This is a genomic window from bacterium (assembly GCA_030693205.1).
Lineage (GTDB): Bacteria > Patescibacteriota > Minisyncoccia > JAHIHE01 > JAHIHE01 > JAHILZ01.
In genome coordinates this window covers 19629-37993 of record JAUYBG010000003.1, presented here as the reverse complement: position 1 = coordinate 37993, position 18365 = coordinate 19629, and the positions used below count along the sequence as shown (strand labels likewise).

Genomic DNA, 18365 nt, shown 5'->3' with positions numbered 1-18365 from the left:
TGGTTTGCCAGCAAATATCGAAAAATCGCTTTATCCCTGTTGTTTCTTCTGTCAATCAATTTTTCACCTCCATTTATTTTTCTTGGTATAAATATATCACAAAAATAATAAATTGACAAAAAAACAATAAACCATCGCCATCCAACCAATTTAATGCTAGAATATCTATATGAAACCCGTTAGAAATATGTAATTTTTTTAATGTGGTTTAGCAATAAATAATAACATAAATATGGGAATTTCTAACGGGTTGAAAATAACTTCCGCGAAATTTATAAAAGGCATAGTCCGGGATGACGAAGCTTTAAAAGACGGCATTCCCCAAGTCGCTTTTATCGGCCGATCGAATGTCGGCAAATCCAGTACTATCAATGCTTTGACCCGCCAAAAAGACCTGGCCAGAACCAGCCGCACACCGGGTCGCACCCAAGAAATAAATCTTTTTTTGATCAATGACTCTTTTTATTTGGTTGACTTGCCGGGCTATGGCTATTCCAGCGGTTCCAAAGAAAGCAAGGAAGCTCTTTTTGAATTGGTCAATTGGTATTTATTCACCTCCGGCTATGAACAAAAAATGATCGTCTTGATCATAGACGCGAACATCGGCGCGACGGAAAAAGATCTGGAAATTCTCCAAGTTTTAGATGAACATAAAAAAAATATTATTATTGCGGCCAACAAAATCGACAAGATCAATAAATCCGATTATCAAAAACAGCTTCAAAAAATCCAAGAAGCGGTCGGGGATCATAAAGTTATCCCTTATTCTTCGAAAAAAGGAATCGGTATAAATGATCTAACAAAAGAAATAATGAAATAGTTAGTTTTCATAAAATAATCTTTTTTTATCATTTTAAAATTTATTTGTCATTGGAAATTTGTCATTTGTCATTAAAATAATCTTACCGTTTAGTAAGATTATTTTAAGTTTATCCTCTCGCCACTACCACTCCCCAAACTTCCTTGGCGCCAAAAGATTTGAGCGCTTTGGCGCACTCGCCCAGCGTCGCCGAAGTTGTCGCCACATCATCGACAAGAATTATCGTCTTGTCTTTTATTTTTGTCTGGTTAAGGCAAGTAAACGCATCGCGGATATTTTCTATTCTATCCCGCCTGTCTTTCACTTCCACTTGCGGAATATTATTTTTCCGGCGAACTAAAATTGTTTTTTCCAGCGGCAGCTTAAAATAGGCGGCGATCCCATCCGCCAAAAGTTCAGCCTGATTGAATCCTCGCCAGCGAAAACGCTTCGGATGAAGTGGAACCGGAATAATAAGTTTATTATCCATATCCGGACCAAAAATAAAAGTTTCTTCGGTTTTTACAATTTGCCGATTTCTTATCTGGCGGGTTATTATTGCCGCGAGCGGCCCGGCCAGATCTTTTACAAATCGATATTTAAAAATATGGATCGCTTTTTTTGCCAGGCTTTCTTTCCGCTCTTTTCCAAAATAAGCCGTCGCGGCGATCACACCGTCAAGCTCGGTTTTGGCCCGGCAATTAAAACAGCGCGCCCCGGTGCGTGATTCAACGCCGCAAACAGGGCACGCTTGTTTTTTTAATAATTCAATTTTCTTCAGGCAATCGGCGCAAATCCACTCGCCTTCCTCGCCGCAACCGAGGCAGTAGATAGGAAAAAGAATATCGAGGACAAAAGTGGTAATTTTCCCTAAATAAATTTTTATCTCCATATCGCGATTAGAATAAGTTTATTTTATCGAACTAATTTTATTTCAATCTCCTTATTTTTTCCCACATCAACAAGAACCTTATCTCCTGCTTTGATTTCTCCATTAATTATCTTTTCCGCGATTGGATCTTCAACCAGATCTTGCATATTTTTCCTGATCATTCTTGCGCCATAAGACGGATTCAAAGACATCTTGGCGATTTTCTTGATTGCGGCCTTTGTAATGCTGATCTTGTTATTTTTGAGCCGCGCGGCAAATTCCTTGTATCGCAAAGCTGTGATCTTCTCGAGATGCCCCAGATCCAAAGCGTCGAAAACGATCACTTCATCAATGCGATTCAAAAGCTCCGGCTTGAATTTTTCTTTAAGCGCGGCGAGAGCTTTATTTTTTATCGCTTCAAACTGCTGGTGCAGTTTCTTATCTCCTTCCGCGCCCGAAAAACCCAAAGCCGAAGCGCTGGAAGTGAACTCTTCCGAACCCAGATTGGAAGTCAAAATTATGATCGTATTTTTAAAATTGATCTTTTTCCCTTGAGCGTCGGAAAGCACTCCGTCTTCCAGGATCTGCAGCAAAATGTTCACCACTTCCGGATGCGCTTTTTCGATCTCGTCAAAAAGGATCACGGAATAAGGCTTCAAGCGGACTTGTTCGGTAAGCTTCCCGCCTTCCTCGAAACCCACATATCCCGGAGGCGCGCCCAGCAAGCGGGAGACATTGTGCCGCTCCATAAACTCGCTCATATCGATCTTGATCAAATTCTTTTGCGAACCGAACAATTCTTCCGCCAAAACTTTTACCAATTCGGTTTTCCCCACTCCGGTCGGCCCGATAAAGATAAAAGAACCTATCGGCCGCGCGGGATTCGAAATATTCGCCCGATGCCTTCTCACGACTTTCGCCAAAGTATTGATGGCTTTATCCTGCCCGATCACTTTGCTGGTTAAAACTTTTTCCAAATTCTTGATCTTCCTGGTCTCGTATTCATTCATATCTTCTTTCGGAACGCCAATAATATCGGTAGCGATCTTGGAGATCACTTTCGCGTCCAAAATTTTCGGTTTCTTCTGGCCTTCCGCCTTGCGGGCTTCCGCCTTGATCTTTTTGATCTTTTGGTCCAAAGCGTCTTCTTCTTTTTTCAAAAGCAAAGCTTCTTCATATTTCTCGCCTTCGACCGCTTTGTCTTTGGCAATGATCACCCGGTTTTTTTCCTGGAGCAGTTCTTTCATTTTTACCCATTGGCTTTCATGAGAATCAAAATTAACCAGATATGACGCGGCTTCGTCAAGAAGATCGATCGCTTTGTCCGGCAAGAATCTTTCCGGCACAAATCTTACCGATAAATTCACCGCCGCTTCGATCGCGTCGGGAGCAATAAATACATGATGATAATTTTCATAAGATTTTTTCAGTCCCGCCAGCATTTTTATCGTCTCCTGAGCGCTTGGCTCTTCAACCGTGATCGGCTGGAATCTCCGCTCGAGCGCCGCGTCTTTGCTGAAATATTTTCGATACTCGTTCAAGGTGGTGGCTCCGATGCATTGCAGCCGCCTTCCTGTAAGCGCCGGCTTCAGGATATTGGCGGCGTCCAAACTTCCCGCCGCGCTTCCCGCCCCGACAATGGTATGCACTTCATCAATGAATAAAATTGTTTTATCGTCTTTCGCGATCTCGCGCAAAATATCCTTGAGGCGGGATTCGAATTCGCCTCTGAACATTGATCCGGCGATGAGAGAGCCCATATCCAGCATCAGCACTCGCTTGGACAATAAGCTGAACGGAACTCTGCCTTCGTTGATCCGTATGGCCAAAGCTTCCACTATGGCGGTCTTGCCCACTCCCGGTTCGCCGATAAGAATAGGATTGTTTTTGTTTTTTCGGTTTAAAATATTTATCACTCTTTTCAATTCTTTTTCCCGGCCGATGATCGGACCAATCTTTTTCTTAGCCGCTTCGCGGGTCAGATCGGTGCAAAAAAACTCCAAAGAAGAAACTTGGCTCTCTTCCATAATTTTTTGATCGGGTATCGCGCCCGGCGCGATCATTCCGCCGGAGGGAAAATCATTTTTCTGGTTCATTATGATATTGATGATTTTCGCCGCATCGGGAAATTTATTCGCATTGTCCAGAATAGATTTTGTGCCGCGCCTTATGTCATCCGCGTTGATCTTTTTGGCCAGAAAAAATTCATCAAGCAAGCGGCTTTTCATATTTAAAATGGCGAATAAAAAATGTTCAGTGCCGATATAGCCGCTTTTTTGCTCCTTCGCCACCAGCGCGGATTTTACTATTACTTCTTCAAGCGGAATATAATCCCGATCTTCCGGTTTTCCATTTTGCTGAAAAGCCGCGATAATCGCCTCTTCCACCAATTCTTTGGTGATCTTAAAATTTTTAAGGATGTGGGCGCCCAAACTGCCTTCCTCGCGCATGATCAAAACAAGCCATTCGAGCAAAGTGATCTTCTCGACTTTTTTCTCGCGCTCATCAACAAGATTGATGATGTTCTTGGCGTGCTCCGTGAATTTTGACGTAATATCTTTTGGCAAGATCATAGATTTATTTTTTGATTGATTGACGCTCTTTTGCCCAAATTAACCGCTTGTATATCTGGTAAAATTATAGCTTATACTATATAATATAATAAACTGATACATGAGTCAATGTAAGACAGGCTTATTAGGTTTTTGTTTTTATGAAATTACGTTCGATAATTAAAATAATATTTTTGATCTTATTTCTAATATTCTCCGCCGGAGCGTCTTTTTTGCTTTTATTTAACCTCACTTTTTCCGGAAAGATCTATCCCCGCATCTCTATTGCGAGGAACGACATCGGCGGCATAAATCCAAAAATCGCCCAAGCATCAATTGAAAATCGGATAAACGCCTGGCAAAACGCCAAGATACAAATTAATTATTCCGATCCAAATGATTCTTCTCTTTCTAAAAGCTGGGGGATCGAACCATCCGCGCTCGGTATTATTCCCAGCACTCAAAAAAACATTCTCAGCGCCTACAACATCGGCCGTACGGGAAACATCTTGAATATTATCCGGCAAATAACAACCGTGGCCGCCAAGGGAAACGATATCCCCGTTTCCTACGACTTGGATGAAAATAAATTTAATAATTATATTGAGAATAATTTTTCCTTCCTGGAAAAACCCGGCAAAGACGCCTCTTTGATATTCATCAATGACAATCTGAAAGAAATACCGGCGCAAACCGGCTTTGCCATCGACAGAAATGATTTAAAACAAAAAATTACCGCTAATATTCAAAATCTGGCAAGCGATCCCATCTCGATTAAATTATTAACTTCTTCTCCAAAGATCACCGATGATAAAATCAAAAAAGCAAAAGCGCAAGCGGTCAATTTAACAACCGGAAAAATTTCTTTGCAATTCGAAAAAAAATCATGGGTTTTAGAAAAAAAACTGGTGGAGTCTTCCTTAAAATTTATTCCCAATGCTGATCCGGCAAATAAAAACGAAATAATTCTCGGCATGGAGATCATTCCTGATTTTATCTACGACTATTTGGAGAAGATCCAGATAGAAATAAATCGCAAGCCATCGAATGCCGTTTTTGGAATAAAAGACGGCCAAATGATCGTTGAATCCGGCGGAGAGATCGGAGCCGTGCTTTCACTGGACAAAAGCACCGCAAAAATTACCGACGAAATGCAAAAAGGAGCCGCAAATAATATCGATGATGTTAAAATAGAATTGATAATCGAAGAAAAAGAGCCGCAGATCGGAAAAAAAGTTATTGAAGAAATGAAAATTGACAGCCTTTTAGGCCAAGGAAAATCTAATTTCGCCGGCTCCCCCGCAAACCGCCGCCGTAATATAGCCACCGGAGCGGCAAAATTCAATAATATTTTTATCGCGCCCGACGAAGAATTTTCCTTTGTAAAAACTCTCGGAGAAATTACCGCCAAGGCCGGATACCTGCCTGAACTGGTGATCAAAGAAGATAAAGTCATCGCGGAACTTGGCGGCGGATTATGCCAAGTGTCCACTACCGCTTTTAGAGCGGCTATATATTCCGGTTTGCCAATTCTTGAGCGCCGACCCCATGCTTATGCCGTTCCATATTATAACCCGCAAGGAATGGACTCGACTATTTATCCTCCACGTCCGGATCTAAGATTTAAAAATGACACGGGAGGCGTCATTCTTATACAAACATCGGTTATTGGCAATGATCTGATTTTTAATTTTTTTGGCGTAAAACAAAACCGTATTATAAAAATTATCGGACCTAATATTTATGATAAAATGCCCGACGGCTCAATGAAAGCGGTTTTCTGGCGCGAGTTCTATGAAAAAGACGTCCTGCAGAAAAAAGAACCATTCTATAGCTCTTACGCCTCACCGGCAAAATACCCCCATAAAAATCCGCTGGAATAAAATAACAGTGTTGACATTTTGCGGTTTTTCCGCTATATTAGCTGGATGTTTATGAGCGAGACGCGCCCTTAGCTCAATGGATAGAGTGCTGGTCTTCGGAACCAGTTATGGGGGTTCGATTCCCTCAGGGCGCACGTACAACAACTAATAACTGATAACCTATAACTAATAACAATAGATTCATTAAGGTTATAAGTTTTTAGTTATTTGTTTTAAGTTATTTTAGGGTTCGTAGCTCAGTTGGTAGAGCAGGGGCCTCTTAAGCCCAAGGTCGTGGGTTCGATCCCCACCGAACCCACATGGTGGCTATAGTGTAGTGGTAACACAGCAGGCTGTGGCCCTGTTATCTCGGGTTCGAACCCCGATAGTCACCCCATAAAAAAATAACCGCTTAAACAAGCGGGTATTTTTTTATTATAATTTTTATTCAATGAAAATCTTTTTTGCTTCTTCCCACATTCCCGGCTCCCCTTTCACTTTTTTCAGCCAATACCAATATTCCACGCCCCAAAAATAACTTTCCGAAAACCCGGCGCTTCTGGCGTATTCCGCAATATTCTTAAGCTTTTCGGAATTCATTGACTTCGATTGCTCTTCCAAAGTCATCTCATTGGGCATTTGCGGACCCCAGGCTTCCCCCTGCAATTCAACAACAATAACCTTCTTAACCCCGGTTATCCGTTTTATCAATTCCGCTTTCACGGTATAAAAAGACGCAGGAATGGGATAAGTAAAATAACCATAATCCTTATTATAGACTATTCGATACATAGTGGTGCCCAGAATATCAGCTCTTTTGGCCGCCCTATACCAACTACTCAATTCTCCGCTGTCGGTAATTATGATCGGACGGCTATTGTCAAGAGAGCGGACATAAGCTATCTCCTTGTCAAAAAAATCAATATCATATTCCGGACATTCGCCAAAATGGAAAAAAAATTCATTCTCAATCTGCCAAGCTATAATATTCCTCTGCCCTTTATAACGCTCGACCACTCTGGCTATCGTTTTCATGACTTTTTCCTGCCGGTCGCTGACGCTCAAGCTCCTTGCCCAATCGGGAATGTGGCACTCCGGCCAGCGCGGCTGTTTTTGCCCCAGCACCATAATAATCTCCGCATTATTTTTTTCCGCTTCCAATATCTGCCAATCCAGATCGTCAAATTTAAAAACCTCTTGAGACGGCTCGATCTCGTTCCAATATGACGATAACCGGATTTTTTTTATCTGGAGATCCTTAAAGGCCGCCAAATACGCCTCTTTCCAATCAAGTCCCATAAACTCCGCGAATGGCTTGCTGAAAGTAACGCCAAAAGTCATTTTTTCCCGCGGGACGGAATAGTCAATGCCGATATAAACCATCACGCCGGCAAAAATAATATAGATTATTTTTTTAATTAATTTGCGTTTTCTCATAATCGATATTTAATTTATTAATTTAAAGATCGCTGAAATAATTTATGCCCAAGAAATGACCAGCAAGCCAAGCCCTATCAATATTATCGCGGCTATTTTTCTTTTAATTATTCTTTCGCCGATTTGTTCTTTTAAAAATAAAGGAAATTTTTTCGATAAAATTACGGCAAAAATGAGCAAAAAAACATATTGCACCGCTTGCAACGAGTTGATCATTGTCACGCTGGATCCTTCCAGGGAAATCGCGTAAGGGATCAAAAAGCCGGCCAAAGCTCCCAGTAGTTTGTTCGAAATGAATAAATAGACTGTTTCTTTTCTGGCCGCCTTGTCGGTTTTTACGGAACCAACTATACTTTTCCGGTTCTTGCTGAATAAAAGCAAGATCAAAGCGCCGGCAAAACTTCCGAACTGAATAGTGATAAAACCGCTTAAAAAATCAACGTGCAAAAATATATATTTCATCAGGGTATAATAAACGGCAAAAAGAAAAGCGGCCAGCACCGCCCAGCCTATGCCTTTTATTACCCTTGAACGTTCACGGTTAAATTTGAAAGACAGCAAAAAACCGCCCAGAATAAAAATAATAAACGCAATACTTTGATTAAGCCCTAATCTTTCGCCAATGAATAAATACGCTATGAAAAAAGTAAAAACGGGAGTAAGCCCGCCCACAACAGGAATAACTCTCGTACTTTCCGCCGCCTGCATTGCTTTGTAAAAAACCGCTAGAATAAAAGTAAATAAAATGCCGGTGAACAAACACGCGGCGATATATTTATTTTCCGGCACGATAAAACCAAACGGTATCAAGATCAAATAAACAAACTGAAAAATGCTGGAATAAAAAGCATAAACTATCGGGCGGAGAACGGTTTTCGAAACAAGATGCTTATCAATAATAAAAACTATGGCATTCAACAAATGAGCGAAAATTGTGATCGCAATCCAAAAAAACATTTTAAACCATTAAAAAATTATTTTTGCATATTTTAGCATACTCATAAGCGCTCGGCCGAATCTTGGCTTCCAGCGTATTAAAATCAATCTCGATCAAGCCAAATCTTTTACTGAAACCGTATGTCCATTCAAAATTATCAAGCAAAGACCAATAAAAATAACCCCCGACATCCACTCCTTCGCTTATCGCTTTATACGTCCAATTCAAATGATCAACAATGTATTTGGCGCGTTTTTTATCTTGCGCGTCCGCAATGCCGTTCTCGGTAATATAAACGGGCTTATTGTATCTTTTTTTCAAATCCTTCAGCACGTGATATATTCCTTCCGGATATATTTCCCAACCCATATCAGAGCCGTCTTCTGTTCTGTTGTCAATTGCCAAGAAAGGAAACTTAAGCGGGTCAAACCTTATCGTATCCAGAAAATAATAATTTAAGCCGATAAAATCAGATTCTTTTTTAATTTCATCCAAAAACATATGATTGCGAATATGATCCCAGACGAACACTCCGATTTTTTCCATTATGGAATTTTTATTGGCGGGTTTGACGTAGGCGGAATTATAAGCAATGCCGACTCTCGCCTTTTGATCAAGATCGTGAATAATTCCATATGTTTTGCGATGAGCGGCTTTAAAATTTAAATAAACTTTTGCCGCCGCAAAAATATTTTTTTTAAACGGAGGATGATTGCCCCGCAAATAGCCTTCTGAGACATTGACCATCGGTTCATTCAAGGTTATCCAAAGATCCACATTCCCGCCTAACTCCGAAACTGCAAACTTTACAAACCGCGTAAAATCTTCGGAAGATTTCGGATTTTCCCATCCGCCTTTGGCGCTAAACCATACGGGATTGGTCCAATGCCAAATCGTCACCATTGATTTCATGCCGCGCGCCTTAAGCGCCAAAAGAATTTTCCTATAATGCCCAATTGCCTCCTTATCGAATTTGCCTTCCTCCGGTTCGATCCTGGACCACTCAAGAGACATTCGATGGATATTCTGATTTAATTCCTTAGCCATATCAAAATATCTTTCATATTGATTGTAATAATCGCAAGCGCGGCCAGCCGGATAATCTCGCGACCAATCACAGTTCTCGATCCCGCCTTCCACTTGATACGAAGAAACCGCTGAACCCCACAAGAAACCGGAAGGGAACTTTAAAATATTCATAAATTATTATTTAGATCATCAAGTTTCGATATTTATATTATACCTGAATTTCCGTTTAAATACAAAAAATCCCATTTCAAAAATGAAACCGGATATTGTTGTTTTAATCGCTTATTTTGTGCTCTCGATAGGAATCGGACCTATATCTCGACCTTAGAAGGGTCTTGCTCTATCCATTGAGCTACGAGAGCGTAAACTTTTTTTATCCTTCCGACTTTGCCCTCCATAGCCTTTTGGCGACGGAGGGAGCTCAAATAGCAATTTGAGCGAAGGAGGAAGCTACGAGAGCGTAATTAAATTATATTAAAATAAACTCACAAGAGTTTAATACCAAGAAATATTAGCATTTTTTAAAATAAAGTCAACCCCGTTAAATTGCTTCGCACCGCCTTAGGCGAGCCGATCTTGCTTTAAATTATTTTTACAAAAAATTTATTCAACGATCTCATTCGCGGGATTATTCAAATCATTTATTTTGTAAGACTGAAAAGGATTATTTCTTGCTTCTTTCTGCAGGTTCTTGGCCAAATTATTTTCTTTATCCGAAAAATATTTTTCAATCGAATTAACAACTTCGCTCTTGGCCATAACCGGCAAGAATCTTTCTTTTACTTCATCAATGCTTGGAACATATTCCACGGCAGAAAAAACATTGACCACCAGCATTTCTAAATAAAATAAATAAGAAATAATGACTAAAAGCCTGAAAACCCTAAGGTATTTTATCAAGAAACTAAACTTTGCGCTAATATTTTCAAAATAGCTTTTATTGCTCATAATATATTTATTTTTCTAAAAACTTTTATGATTAAAACGCTTTGCAAATTGACGGAATTGTCTGTCGGAATATTTTTATCCAAACTTCTTGTCGTTCCCGCGCCGCTATCGGCGTTAATACTTGCCGATTCAATATAAATATAATACGGCATTGCTTCCAAATATGAAATAAATTTAAGCAGGCTTTCAAAATTACTCCGCAGCGTTAATTTCAAGAGCCGGCTATCTTCCGTATTGCTTGCTTCAGGAGAGGGGCTTGCCGAGATGCTTGTTTTTGTTTTATCTTTTGCCGCAACGGGCTTATTCTGATATAGATCTATGGTCAAAGATTTATCTTTTTGAGTAGATTGCATCGCAATGCTGTCCAATTGCCCGAAAAAAGAAGTGAACTCCGTATCATCATTATCGCTGGCGTAAACAAAATAATTATTGATTTTTTCAATCTTGTTTTTGGAAAAATCATAGGCTTCGCGCTCCTGATCCATTGATTTTACTTTCAGGTTATAGACATTAAAGGATATTTTTTTATCCTTTAACTCATTAATGTTTTTGCTGATATCCATATCGGCGCTAATGATCCCCTGCCATATTAAAAAACCGGCAATGCCCAAAACAACAATTATGGATATTATAAATTTTCCTTTTTCGTTTTTTAACATAGACTTTTTTGACTATTTTTCCAAAATTTATATTTTCACGCCGCTCTTTGCTTTAAAGTTATCAAGTATGATCTTTCCGCTAAACTTAAAGTCAACATCGTCGCTTTTTATTAAATTATCCAAAGGTGTTTGAATATTGCTGAAATCAGAAGAGTTTTTCAGTCTTTTTCCAAATTCCAAAACATCTTCCCTCGTCTTTGCGTTGCCCACAACTATAAACCCTCCGTCCGGATCGATCTGCAAAGAAAAAATTTGAATGTTGGGAGGTATGATCGTCGTTATTTTTTCTAAAACATCGATCCAGTAAATTTGTTCTCCGCCGATCTTGTCAATTTTTACCAAAGCATTATTGATTTGCTTAAAGGATTTTTCCATCGAATTTAGCTGATGTACGCTTTCCGTTTTCTCGTAAGAATCAATTTGGGTATCAAGAACATTGATCTCTCCCTGTAAATAAATATTGATCGCAAAAAGAGGAACGGAAAAACAAATTAATAAAAAAATTATTCCAATTCCGTTTAAAATTACTTTTTTTATATACTGCCTCCAACGAAATATCTCTTTTCTTCCGGGGGGCAAAAGATTCAAAGAAATCATACAAAAAATCAATTAGATAGATTATATAAAGATAATCCCAGCGCGGTAGTGTAAAAAAGGGTACGATACTTGGTAGATCCTCCTTGCCCCACGATCTGAGTCGCGTTAATTTCTCTCCAAGGATTCGCAAGCTCTACCGGCCTGTTTAATACTTTTGACAAAAAAGTATCTATGCTTCTCAAATTCGCTCCGCCTCCGCAAATCACTATCTTGAAATCTTCTTCGGAAGAAGTCCCAAAATAATCATTATAATAATCGATTGATTTGGCGATATTTGAAACCAAATCCTCCATCAGAGGCAGCAGTAATTCGTAAACCCTTTCTCCTTCTCTTGAGTCGCGAGAAAGCCCCATCTCATATTTAATTTTCTCGGCTTTTAGAAAACTGATCTTAAGCCCCTTTGCTATGGCCAAAGTGAATTTTTCGCCTGAAACAGGAATACTTTGAGTGAATTTTAATGTCGGATATTTATAAAAAATAAAACTGGTTCTGTCGTTTCCCAGATCAATTATTAAAACAGAGCCTGTCGTATATGCCTCATCTCTTAATAATGCGCGAGTGGTCGCCACTGATTCCGCTTCAAAAACAACCGGAACCAAGCCGCTTTTATCCATAACCTCTAAATACGATTCGACTATATTTTTTGAAGCTACCGCCACTAATATATCCGAGCAATCTCTATTGCTGTCTACCGGGCACTCCTCGGTATCAAGCAAGCGCCAATCCAAATACATTTCTTCGGCGTTTAAGGGAAAATATTCTTCCGCCTTAAACCGGATCGCTTCTTCAATGCCTTCCATGCTCGATTTAGGCATTTTTATAACCTTGATAAAGCATTTCGATTCAGGAAGGCTTAGGATCGTTTCTTTATTAGTGATCGGATAAGGCTTGGCGGTTCTTAGAGTTTCTTGGATTTTTTTGACTAAACCATCCGTATCTTTAACCTCCCCGTCAACCAGCAAGCCGGCGGGAATTTCCATCCTGTTCGAGCTTAATATTTTTATCTTTTTCCCGTCCCGATACAGCTGCATTACTTTGATCGATCGATCGGAAAAATCCAAGCCAAAAGCCGGCAGTTCATTGAATGAATCTTTGATAATATCAAAAACCATGAGTAAAATATTAAAATATTAAATATTAGAATATTTAAAAACATAATATCTAATATCACAATATCCTAATATCGAAAATAAATTTATTTCTAACAAAAAAATTAAAGAGGCATGCCCGAAAACCAAAGAACATTTTTATTGTAGCATATTATTGCGTTTCATTCCAGCTGTTAATTTCCCAACCCGCTCCGGGACCGTTGCTAAAATTGGCATTAGCCAAACCTTGTTCATAAGTCACTATTGCGTTTTGCTTTAATAATAATTTTTTAGCGGTAACCTCTTTAATATTTGCCCCATTGGAAACTTGAGCTAAACCATTATGGGCGTAATATATCGCTCCGTTGCTATTATTAGCAATCGTAATGGCATTATCCGCGTATCCGGCATGTGTCGACAATACCAAAATATAAGTCCCGTTAGAAGGGTTGCATTCGGGGGGGTTAGCGGCTGTATATCCTTGCGTGCCGCATATCGGTGAATTATTGCCAATGGTTATTTTTCCTTTCGCCGGATCAGTAGAATCTGCTATTAATACGCCGCTCCGGGTGCCATAAGCAACGGATAATTTCACTCTGGTATTCGTACCAAAAGTTATATTGCCTTTTACCCAGACTGTTCCATTTAATATCATATGACCATCGCCTTGAAAACCCGAAGGGCCGCAATCCATGTAACCCGTATCCAAAGTTATAGGATTTAATACAGTACCTGTAGCATTGCAAAGGGATCTTAAATCAATTCCCGCGCTAGCTGTTGCTTTCCAATCCGCGATATTACTATCCGATATCGGCATTGCCGCAATAGAATAATCAACACTGCCAGGATGACATTTAGCATTCATACATGCAGCACCGCCTACCGTAGAGTTAATAATAGTCTGGTAAAACGCCTCGCCCACAATCGTACTGTCTTTAATAGTATTTGCATATGCGTTTCCGCCTACAATCACATGCTCAAGAACAGTGGCCACGCCGCCTATCCACGCTTTAAAAGCAAATCCTCCAGCCACTTCTCCGCCAGAGGGCAACCATGGATTACTGCTCCAATTAATACTATGCTTGGAAATATCCGTATTAGCCGCATTTTGCCCGATTAAAAAATATCTACTAATATTGCTAGACTCGCCAACATCGATAACTATCCAATAGGTACTGCTGGCTACTACAGGGTAAGGAGAATTAAAACTGTAATTGACCCAGCCATAATCAGATTCTCCGATTCTATCTGCGTAAAAAATAGTGCTCGCCAATGATACTGTTTTTGGAGAACCGCTGCCATTGTCCTCGGTTAAATAGACTGTTCCATCGCTTAAAGAACCTGCGCGTTTTAAATAAAAAGCAACTTGCGATAAACCTCCGGAAGCCGCCGGTATGAATTTCATAGCAATATCCGTATTTGCAGAATCGTCTTTTCTTCCAAATATTTTTCCTGTGCCATACTCATCATGATTTATATCGTTGCCATCCGGCGACATACCAGCCGCAACAATCGCATCTCCGGTAATTTCCGCGCCAGGATCTCCATCTATTGATCCGTTTGAATATATATTACCTACATCAGTGCCAGAACCTTTAACTTTAGAACCATTCTCCATCTTAAGACCCCCTTCCCCCACCTGAACGCCATAATGAAACTGAACATCTGTCGTAGTAACAGTTAAAGACGAAGCGAGTTTCCTGACATTATTAGAATACGAAGACGATGTTTCAATGGTTGTAGTATTGCCGTTTTGGGTAATATTTTGACTGACCGAAGCGCCGTCAAGCGTAAAAGTATTTACAGCCGTATATTCATAATCTTTTAAAACGCGCAAAACCGCGTCTTCGACTCCTGATTCCGCTAAATAATAAGAACGAATAGAATTCAACAAATTCTTGCTTATCTGTTTTTTAGCGAAAAGGCTCGCGCTTAAAGAAAAAGTTAAGATCAAAACAAGGCTGCATACGGTCAAAAGAGCGATAATGCCGGCAAAACCCCGAGCGTTAATATTTTTTTTATTTTTTAATATATTTTTCATTTTAAAAAATTCAATTTTTTAAGATCGAAGCGCAATAGTGGTTATAAGATTGATCTTTGAGTCGGGATTTAAAACATTACCCGACTTAACCGTAAAATCAATTTTTATCGACTCACGCGTACCGTTTTTATAATAATAAAAATTAACACTTTCCACTTTTACATTTTCAGAAGTCAGCGCAACAGGAGCAACTCCGTCTTGTTTCATAAAAATAGTGTCATTCTCCAGATAGAAATCAAAGTAAGCGATGCTTTCGTTGGCAGACACTGCCTGCTTGGTCACTAAGGAAAACTGCCTTCCTTTTGCCGCGTTATAATTATAATTCGTGAAATTACTGGTTGGAAGATAGATATTATTGGCATTGCTTACTTCATAGATCATTCTTTCCATGGCCGAATAAGCATTGAAGTTTATTTCGATCAGTGACACTATTCTGCTATTAGTCCGGCTGATCACGAAAAAAACCCCCACGATCACTACGGTAATAACCCCCAAAAGCGCGACATAGATCAGCATTTCCACCAACGTATATCCTTTTTTGTTTTTTAAGATTTTCAATGTATTTTTTCCGCTAATCATATTGTTTTTTAATATAATCATGCTATTTAAAATTTGCCAAATATTCCGAAATGGTGATCGTTTTTGTCGCGCCATTTTCTAACCACGAAACATTAGAATTGATTTTCAGTGTATTCACGTCATCATAAATATCTACCCCGCTTGTATCAATATTATCACTTCCATTTTTGCGCTGAACCGCGGAAGTTGTTATCCAAACCGTATATCTGTCTTCGGTTTTTGTCCCGCTTTGGGTTACCAGTTTTTGCGGAGTTGTCCCAACAGGCGGAATTGTCCCGCTAGGCAGAAAAGAATACTGATTCCCAACAATCAATCCCGAGATCAATGCCCAATTTTCATCGCGGACCGCTCGCGCTTGCTCCAAATTAGATTTAGCCCAATAAAGCGCTTCTGTCTGATGAGAATCCTGGATGGCCGCCCGCAAAGATAAGTTTAAATATTGTTCAATGCCCAAAAAAGTTGCCATTCCCACGCCGACGACTAAAAGTATCTCGATCAAGCCAAAGCCTTTTTGCGAAAACCTATTTGATTTTTTAAAAAATTTTACAATCATAAAAAAATAGTGTAAAGCTGTGGCTCCTCCAAAAACTTTATTTAAAAAAATTATTATAAAAATTTATCTCTGTCTATATTTTACTACAAATTAACCGCTTCCGCAACATTGGCGTTTTAAAGCTTATTCTAAGCATAAAAAAATCCGGAAATCAGGTTTGATCTCCGGTTAAATTTTATATATATTTCTATTTAAGTACTGGGCACCTTTCCAGCTTCCCATAGAATATCGTTGATTCCGTCTCCGTAAGGATCTACTCGATCCCATAAGTTTCCATTTCGCTTAAATACCTCCAAATGTATATGCGGACCGAATGTATTGGGTCCGTTTGTCCCGTAACCGCCTACTTCGGCAATATGCTGATTTTTACTGACTTTTACGTAACCATTTGTCTTAATTTCGTTATATACTGACTCACTTAGATTATCATTATGGATAAAAACAGTAATATAGTCGCCAATAGTACCATTCATTTCCAATCCTTCATGAATAATATAGAAAGCGTGGAACCCTATCCATGATGCAAGTGTTTGCTGAGCAACACTTAAATAGGAACAATTGGTCGAACTTCTCCACAGTTCTCCATCTTTCTTATTATTGTTTATGATAATACATAGCGTGCCATTTGCTGGTGCAAAGATGTCCGTTCCTTTTACTTGAGGATAGTCATACCCAGGGTGTCCATCGTAATAAAGATAGGGGTCTTTATAGTTTAATGGCAGCTGAAAATCAGTACCATCTGCTTTTTTATAGCCTACAACTTGATATTTCTTATTCCTGTAGTTTTTTTCGGTACAAATACTTTTTGTAGAATAATCAAAGCATCCATAACTAACTTTTCCTTCTTCTCCGTCAAACGCTCGCACTATTCCGTCTTTTGTAAGAATCTTTGTCATTGAATGATCCATTATTGACGACACAGGCGCGGTATATGGTGTATATCCTTCAAGCGGAAAAGCGAGTCCTGTTGATATAAGTATAGGTGGTGGAACGTCTGCATCACTTGAAACTTTAATTAGCCAAATGTCAGAATTACCGGCTCCAGCTCCATAAGAAGCTGTATAACCTGCGAGAACATATCCACCGTCTGAGGTCTGCTGAGCAAAATAAGCCTGATCAATATTTATTCCACCAAAAGTTTTATTCCATTGCTCATTACCGGACGAATCTATCTTTATAAGCCATGCATCATATTTACTAGCATCAAAAAAGGCTGTATAGCCTGCAATAATGTAACCTCCGTTCGAGATTTGTCGAACAGAAGAAGCGTAGTCAGCATTTCTTCCGCCGATTGTCTTATTCCATTGTTCATTGCCATTGACATCAGTTTTAACAAGCCAAGCATTGTATCCAATTATTCCGGATGGATAGTTATAGCCTGCAAGTATATATCCGCCATCTAATGTTTGTTGAACCGACTTAGCAGCATCATAGTATATTCCTCCGAATGTCTTATTCCATTGTTCATTGCCGTTGGCATCAGTTTTAATAAGCCATGCGTCCTCATTTCCTGCTCCGTATGATTTAGTAGATCCCGCTATTATATATCCACCTTCTGAGGTTTGTTGAACCGACTTAGCGCCATCAGAATATATTCCTCCAAATATCTTGCTCCATAACTCATTACCACTTGCATCAGTTTTAATAAGCCATGCATTGTATTCGTTTATTGTTCCATACAGTAACTTTGTTCCTACGAGTATATAACCACCTTCTGAGGTTTGTTGCACTGAAGACAAAGCCTCCAAATCCCCTATTCCTCCAAATGTCTTATTCCACTGCTCATTACCAAATGAGTCTGTTTTAATTAACCAGCCATCACCGGAACGATCTCTATATGAGGTTGTAGCTCCCGCAAGAATATATCCACTATCAGAGGTTTGTTGAACAAAATACACATAGTCAGATATTGTTCCTCCAAATGTCTTATTCCACTGCTCATTACCAAATGAGTCTGTTTTAATTAACCAGCCATCAGAACTTCCAGCCCCAAACGAAGTTGTCTCGCCAGCAAGAACATATCCACTATCTAAAGTCTGTTGCATAGACCATACTAAATCATTACTCATTCCTCCATATGTCTTATTCCATTCCTCATTAGGAGCAACCGCTCCAGCTATTCCGATTAGCGATGACATTACTAATCCAACCATAACTATTATTATGGCTATATTTCTAAATATTCCCTTTCCTTTCATTTCTGATCACTTTTTCCTGCCTTAAAAGGCATTTTATTCAGTTGTAAGGGTACAATTGCCCTCGTTTAATCAACCTACTCCAAGCATTGCTTCGAGACAGATTGAAATTTAATAATAAACCAAAATAAGCTAAAAGTCAATAAAAATAGGCATAAATAAAAATATTGGTATTAAAAACCCCGCGAAAAAATTTCGGGGAAACATTGAATCCGAGT

The 18365-nt window shown here is 39.4% G+C and carries 15 protein-coding genes and 4 tRNA genes; 5 read left to right on the top strand and 14 right to left on the bottom strand.

What is annotated here, in order from left to right; all coding sequences use genetic code 11:
- The first annotated feature begins 232 nt into the window (after positions 1–232).
- Positions 233–820, top strand: a complete 588-nt coding sequence (yihA, locus tag Q8N37_00260; protein MDP3056941.1) for a ribosome biogenesis GTP-binding protein YihA/YsxC — start codon at positions 233–235, stop codon at positions 818–820.
- A 109-nt stretch (positions 821–929) separates the two neighbouring features.
- Here the strand turns inward: yihA and Q8N37_00255 are convergent, their stop codons facing one another.
- Both Q8N37_00255 and Q8N37_00250 read right to left on the bottom strand, forming a co-directional pair.
- Complete coding sequence (locus tag Q8N37_00255; GenBank protein ID MDP3056940.1) at positions 930–1691, bottom strand: ComF family protein; 762 nt, start codon at positions 1689–1691, stop codon at positions 930–932.
- A 23-nt stretch (positions 1692–1714) separates the two neighbouring features.
- Positions 1715–4243 (bottom strand): ATP-dependent Clp protease ATP-binding subunit, encoded by a 2529-nt coding sequence (locus Q8N37_00250; protein MDP3056939.1) that lies wholly within the window; start codon positions 4241–4243, stop codon positions 1715–1717.
- Positions 4244–4416: 173 nt separating this feature from the next.
- Between Q8N37_00250 and Q8N37_00245 the strand changes: the two genes are divergently transcribed.
- The 4 genes from Q8N37_00245 to Q8N37_00230 all read left to right on the top strand — a co-directional run bounded on the left by Q8N37_00245 (position 4417) and on the right by Q8N37_00230 (position 6481).
- Positions 4417–6105: a VanW family protein gene (locus Q8N37_00245; protein ID MDP3056938.1), complete on the top strand. Its 1689-nt coding sequence runs from the start codon at positions 4417–4419 to the stop codon at positions 6103–6105.
- Positions 6106–6167: 62 nt separating this feature from the next.
- A tRNA-Arg gene (locus tag Q8N37_00240) sits at positions 6168–6239 on the top strand.
- 91 nt (positions 6240–6330) lie between these two features.
- Positions 6331–6403: transfer RNA gene (locus Q8N37_00235), tRNA-Lys, on the top strand.
- A 4-nt stretch (positions 6404–6407) separates the two neighbouring features.
- Positions 6408–6481 (top strand) — tRNA-His (locus Q8N37_00230).
- Positions 6482–6528: 47 nt separating this feature from the next.
- Here Q8N37_00230 and Q8N37_00225 read toward each other — a convergent pair.
- From Q8N37_00225 to Q8N37_00170, 12 genes are all read right to left on the bottom strand, one after another.
- On the bottom strand, positions 6529–7521 hold the full coding sequence (locus Q8N37_00225; GenBank protein ID MDP3056937.1) for a beta-galactosidase: 993 nt from the start codon (positions 7519–7521) through the stop codon (positions 6529–6531).
- Between the two features lie 42 nt (positions 7522–7563).
- Positions 7564–8478, bottom strand: coding sequence for an EamA family transporter (locus Q8N37_00220; protein MDP3056936.1), 915 nt, complete (start codon positions 8476–8478; stop codon positions 7564–7566).
- A 1-nt stretch (position 8479) separates the two neighbouring features.
- Positions 8480–9658 carry a glycoside hydrolase family 1 protein gene (locus tag Q8N37_00215; GenBank protein MDP3056935.1) on the bottom strand — a complete coding sequence of 393 codons (1179 nt, stop codon included), beginning with the start codon at positions 9656–9658 and terminating at the stop codon, positions 8480–8482.
- Between the two features lie 119 nt (positions 9659–9777).
- Positions 9778–9849: transfer RNA gene (locus Q8N37_00210), tRNA-Arg, on the bottom strand.
- Between the two features lie 241 nt (positions 9850–10090).
- Positions 10091–10435 (bottom strand): hypothetical protein, encoded by a 345-nt coding sequence (locus tag Q8N37_00205; protein MDP3056934.1) that lies wholly within the window; start codon positions 10433–10435, stop codon positions 10091–10093.
- Complete coding sequence (locus Q8N37_00200; GenBank protein MDP3056933.1) at positions 10432–11094, bottom strand: hypothetical protein; 663 nt, start codon at positions 11092–11094, stop codon at positions 10432–10434. The genes Q8N37_00205 and Q8N37_00200 overlap by 4 nt, the downstream gene beginning before the upstream one ends.
- 27 nt (positions 11095–11121) lie before the next feature.
- Positions 11122–11691, bottom strand: coding sequence for a PilN domain-containing protein (locus Q8N37_00195; GenBank protein MDP3056932.1), 570 nt, complete (start codon positions 11689–11691; stop codon positions 11122–11124).
- Positions 11692–11699: 8 nt separating this feature from the next.
- Positions 11700–12803 (bottom strand): type IV pilus assembly protein PilM, encoded by a 1104-nt coding sequence (gene pilM, locus Q8N37_00190; GenBank protein ID MDP3056931.1) that lies wholly within the window; start codon positions 12801–12803, stop codon positions 11700–11702.
- Positions 12804–12951: 148 nt separating this feature from the next.
- On the bottom strand, positions 12952–14820 hold the full coding sequence (locus tag Q8N37_00185; GenBank protein ID MDP3056930.1) for a hypothetical protein: 1869 nt from the start codon (positions 14818–14820) through the stop codon (positions 12952–12954).
- A gap of 18 nt (positions 14821–14838) precedes the next feature.
- Positions 14839–15399: a prepilin-type N-terminal cleavage/methylation domain-containing protein gene (locus Q8N37_00180; GenBank protein ID MDP3056929.1), complete on the bottom strand. Its 561-nt coding sequence runs from the start codon at positions 15397–15399 to the stop codon at positions 14839–14841.
- A gap of 22 nt (positions 15400–15421) precedes the next feature.
- Positions 15422–15952 carry a hypothetical protein gene (locus tag Q8N37_00175; GenBank protein MDP3056928.1) on the bottom strand — a complete coding sequence of 177 codons (531 nt, stop codon included), beginning with the start codon at positions 15950–15952 and terminating at the stop codon, positions 15422–15424.
- Between the two features lie 191 nt (positions 15953–16143).
- Positions 16144–18105 carry a hypothetical protein gene (locus tag Q8N37_00170; GenBank protein MDP3056927.1) on the bottom strand — a complete coding sequence of 654 codons (1962 nt, stop codon included), beginning with the start codon at positions 18103–18105 and terminating at the stop codon, positions 16144–16146.
- Between the last annotated feature and the right edge of the window lie 260 nt (positions 18106–18365).

Coding starts and splice junctions, on each gene's coding strand:
- Q8N37_00175 (MDP3056928.1), bottom strand. CDS start 15,952: ATGATTGTAAAATTTTTTAAAAAATCAAATAGGTTTTCGCAAAAAGGC.
- Q8N37_00180 (MDP3056929.1), bottom strand. CDS start 15,399: ATGATTAGCGGAAAAAATACATTGAAAATCTTAAAAAACAAAAAAGGA.
- Q8N37_00225 (MDP3056937.1), bottom strand. CDS start 7,521: ATGAGAAAACGCAAATTAATTAAAAAAATAATCTATATTATTTTTGCC.
- Q8N37_00205 (MDP3056934.1), bottom strand. CDS start 10,435: ATGAGCAATAAAAGCTATTTTGAAAATATTAGCGCAAAGTTTAGTTTC.
- Q8N37_00215 (MDP3056935.1), bottom strand. CDS start 9,658: ATGAATATTTTAAAGTTCCCTTCCGGTTTCTTGTGGGGTTCAGCGGTT.
- Q8N37_00185 (MDP3056930.1), bottom strand. CDS start 14,820: ATGAAAAATATATTAAAAAATAAAAAAAATATTAACGCTCGGGGTTTT.
- yihA (MDP3056941.1), top strand. CDS start 233: ATGGGAATTTCTAACGGGTTGAAAATAACTTCCGCGAAATTTATAAAA.
- Q8N37_00220 (MDP3056936.1), bottom strand. CDS start 8,478: ATGTTTTTTTGGATTGCGATCACAATTTTCGCTCATTTGTTGAATGCC.
- Q8N37_00170 (MDP3056927.1), bottom strand. CDS start 18,105: ATGGTTGGATTAGTAATGTCATCGCTAATCGGAATAGCTGGAGCGGTT.
- Q8N37_00195 (MDP3056932.1), bottom strand. CDS start 11,691: ATGATTTCTTTGAATCTTTTGCCCCCCGGAAGAAAAGAGATATTTCGT.
- Q8N37_00250 (MDP3056939.1), bottom strand. CDS start 4,243: ATGATCTTGCCAAAAGATATTACGTCAAAATTCACGGAGCACGCCAAG.
- pilM (MDP3056931.1), bottom strand. CDS start 12,803: ATGGTTTTTGATATTATCAAAGATTCATTCAATGAACTGCCGGCTTTT.
- Q8N37_00200 (MDP3056933.1), bottom strand. CDS start 11,094: ATGTTAAAAAACGAAAAAGGAAAATTTATAATATCCATAATTGTTGTT.
- Q8N37_00255 (MDP3056940.1), bottom strand. CDS start 1,691: ATGGAGATAAAAATTTATTTAGGGAAAATTACCACTTTTGTCCTCGAT.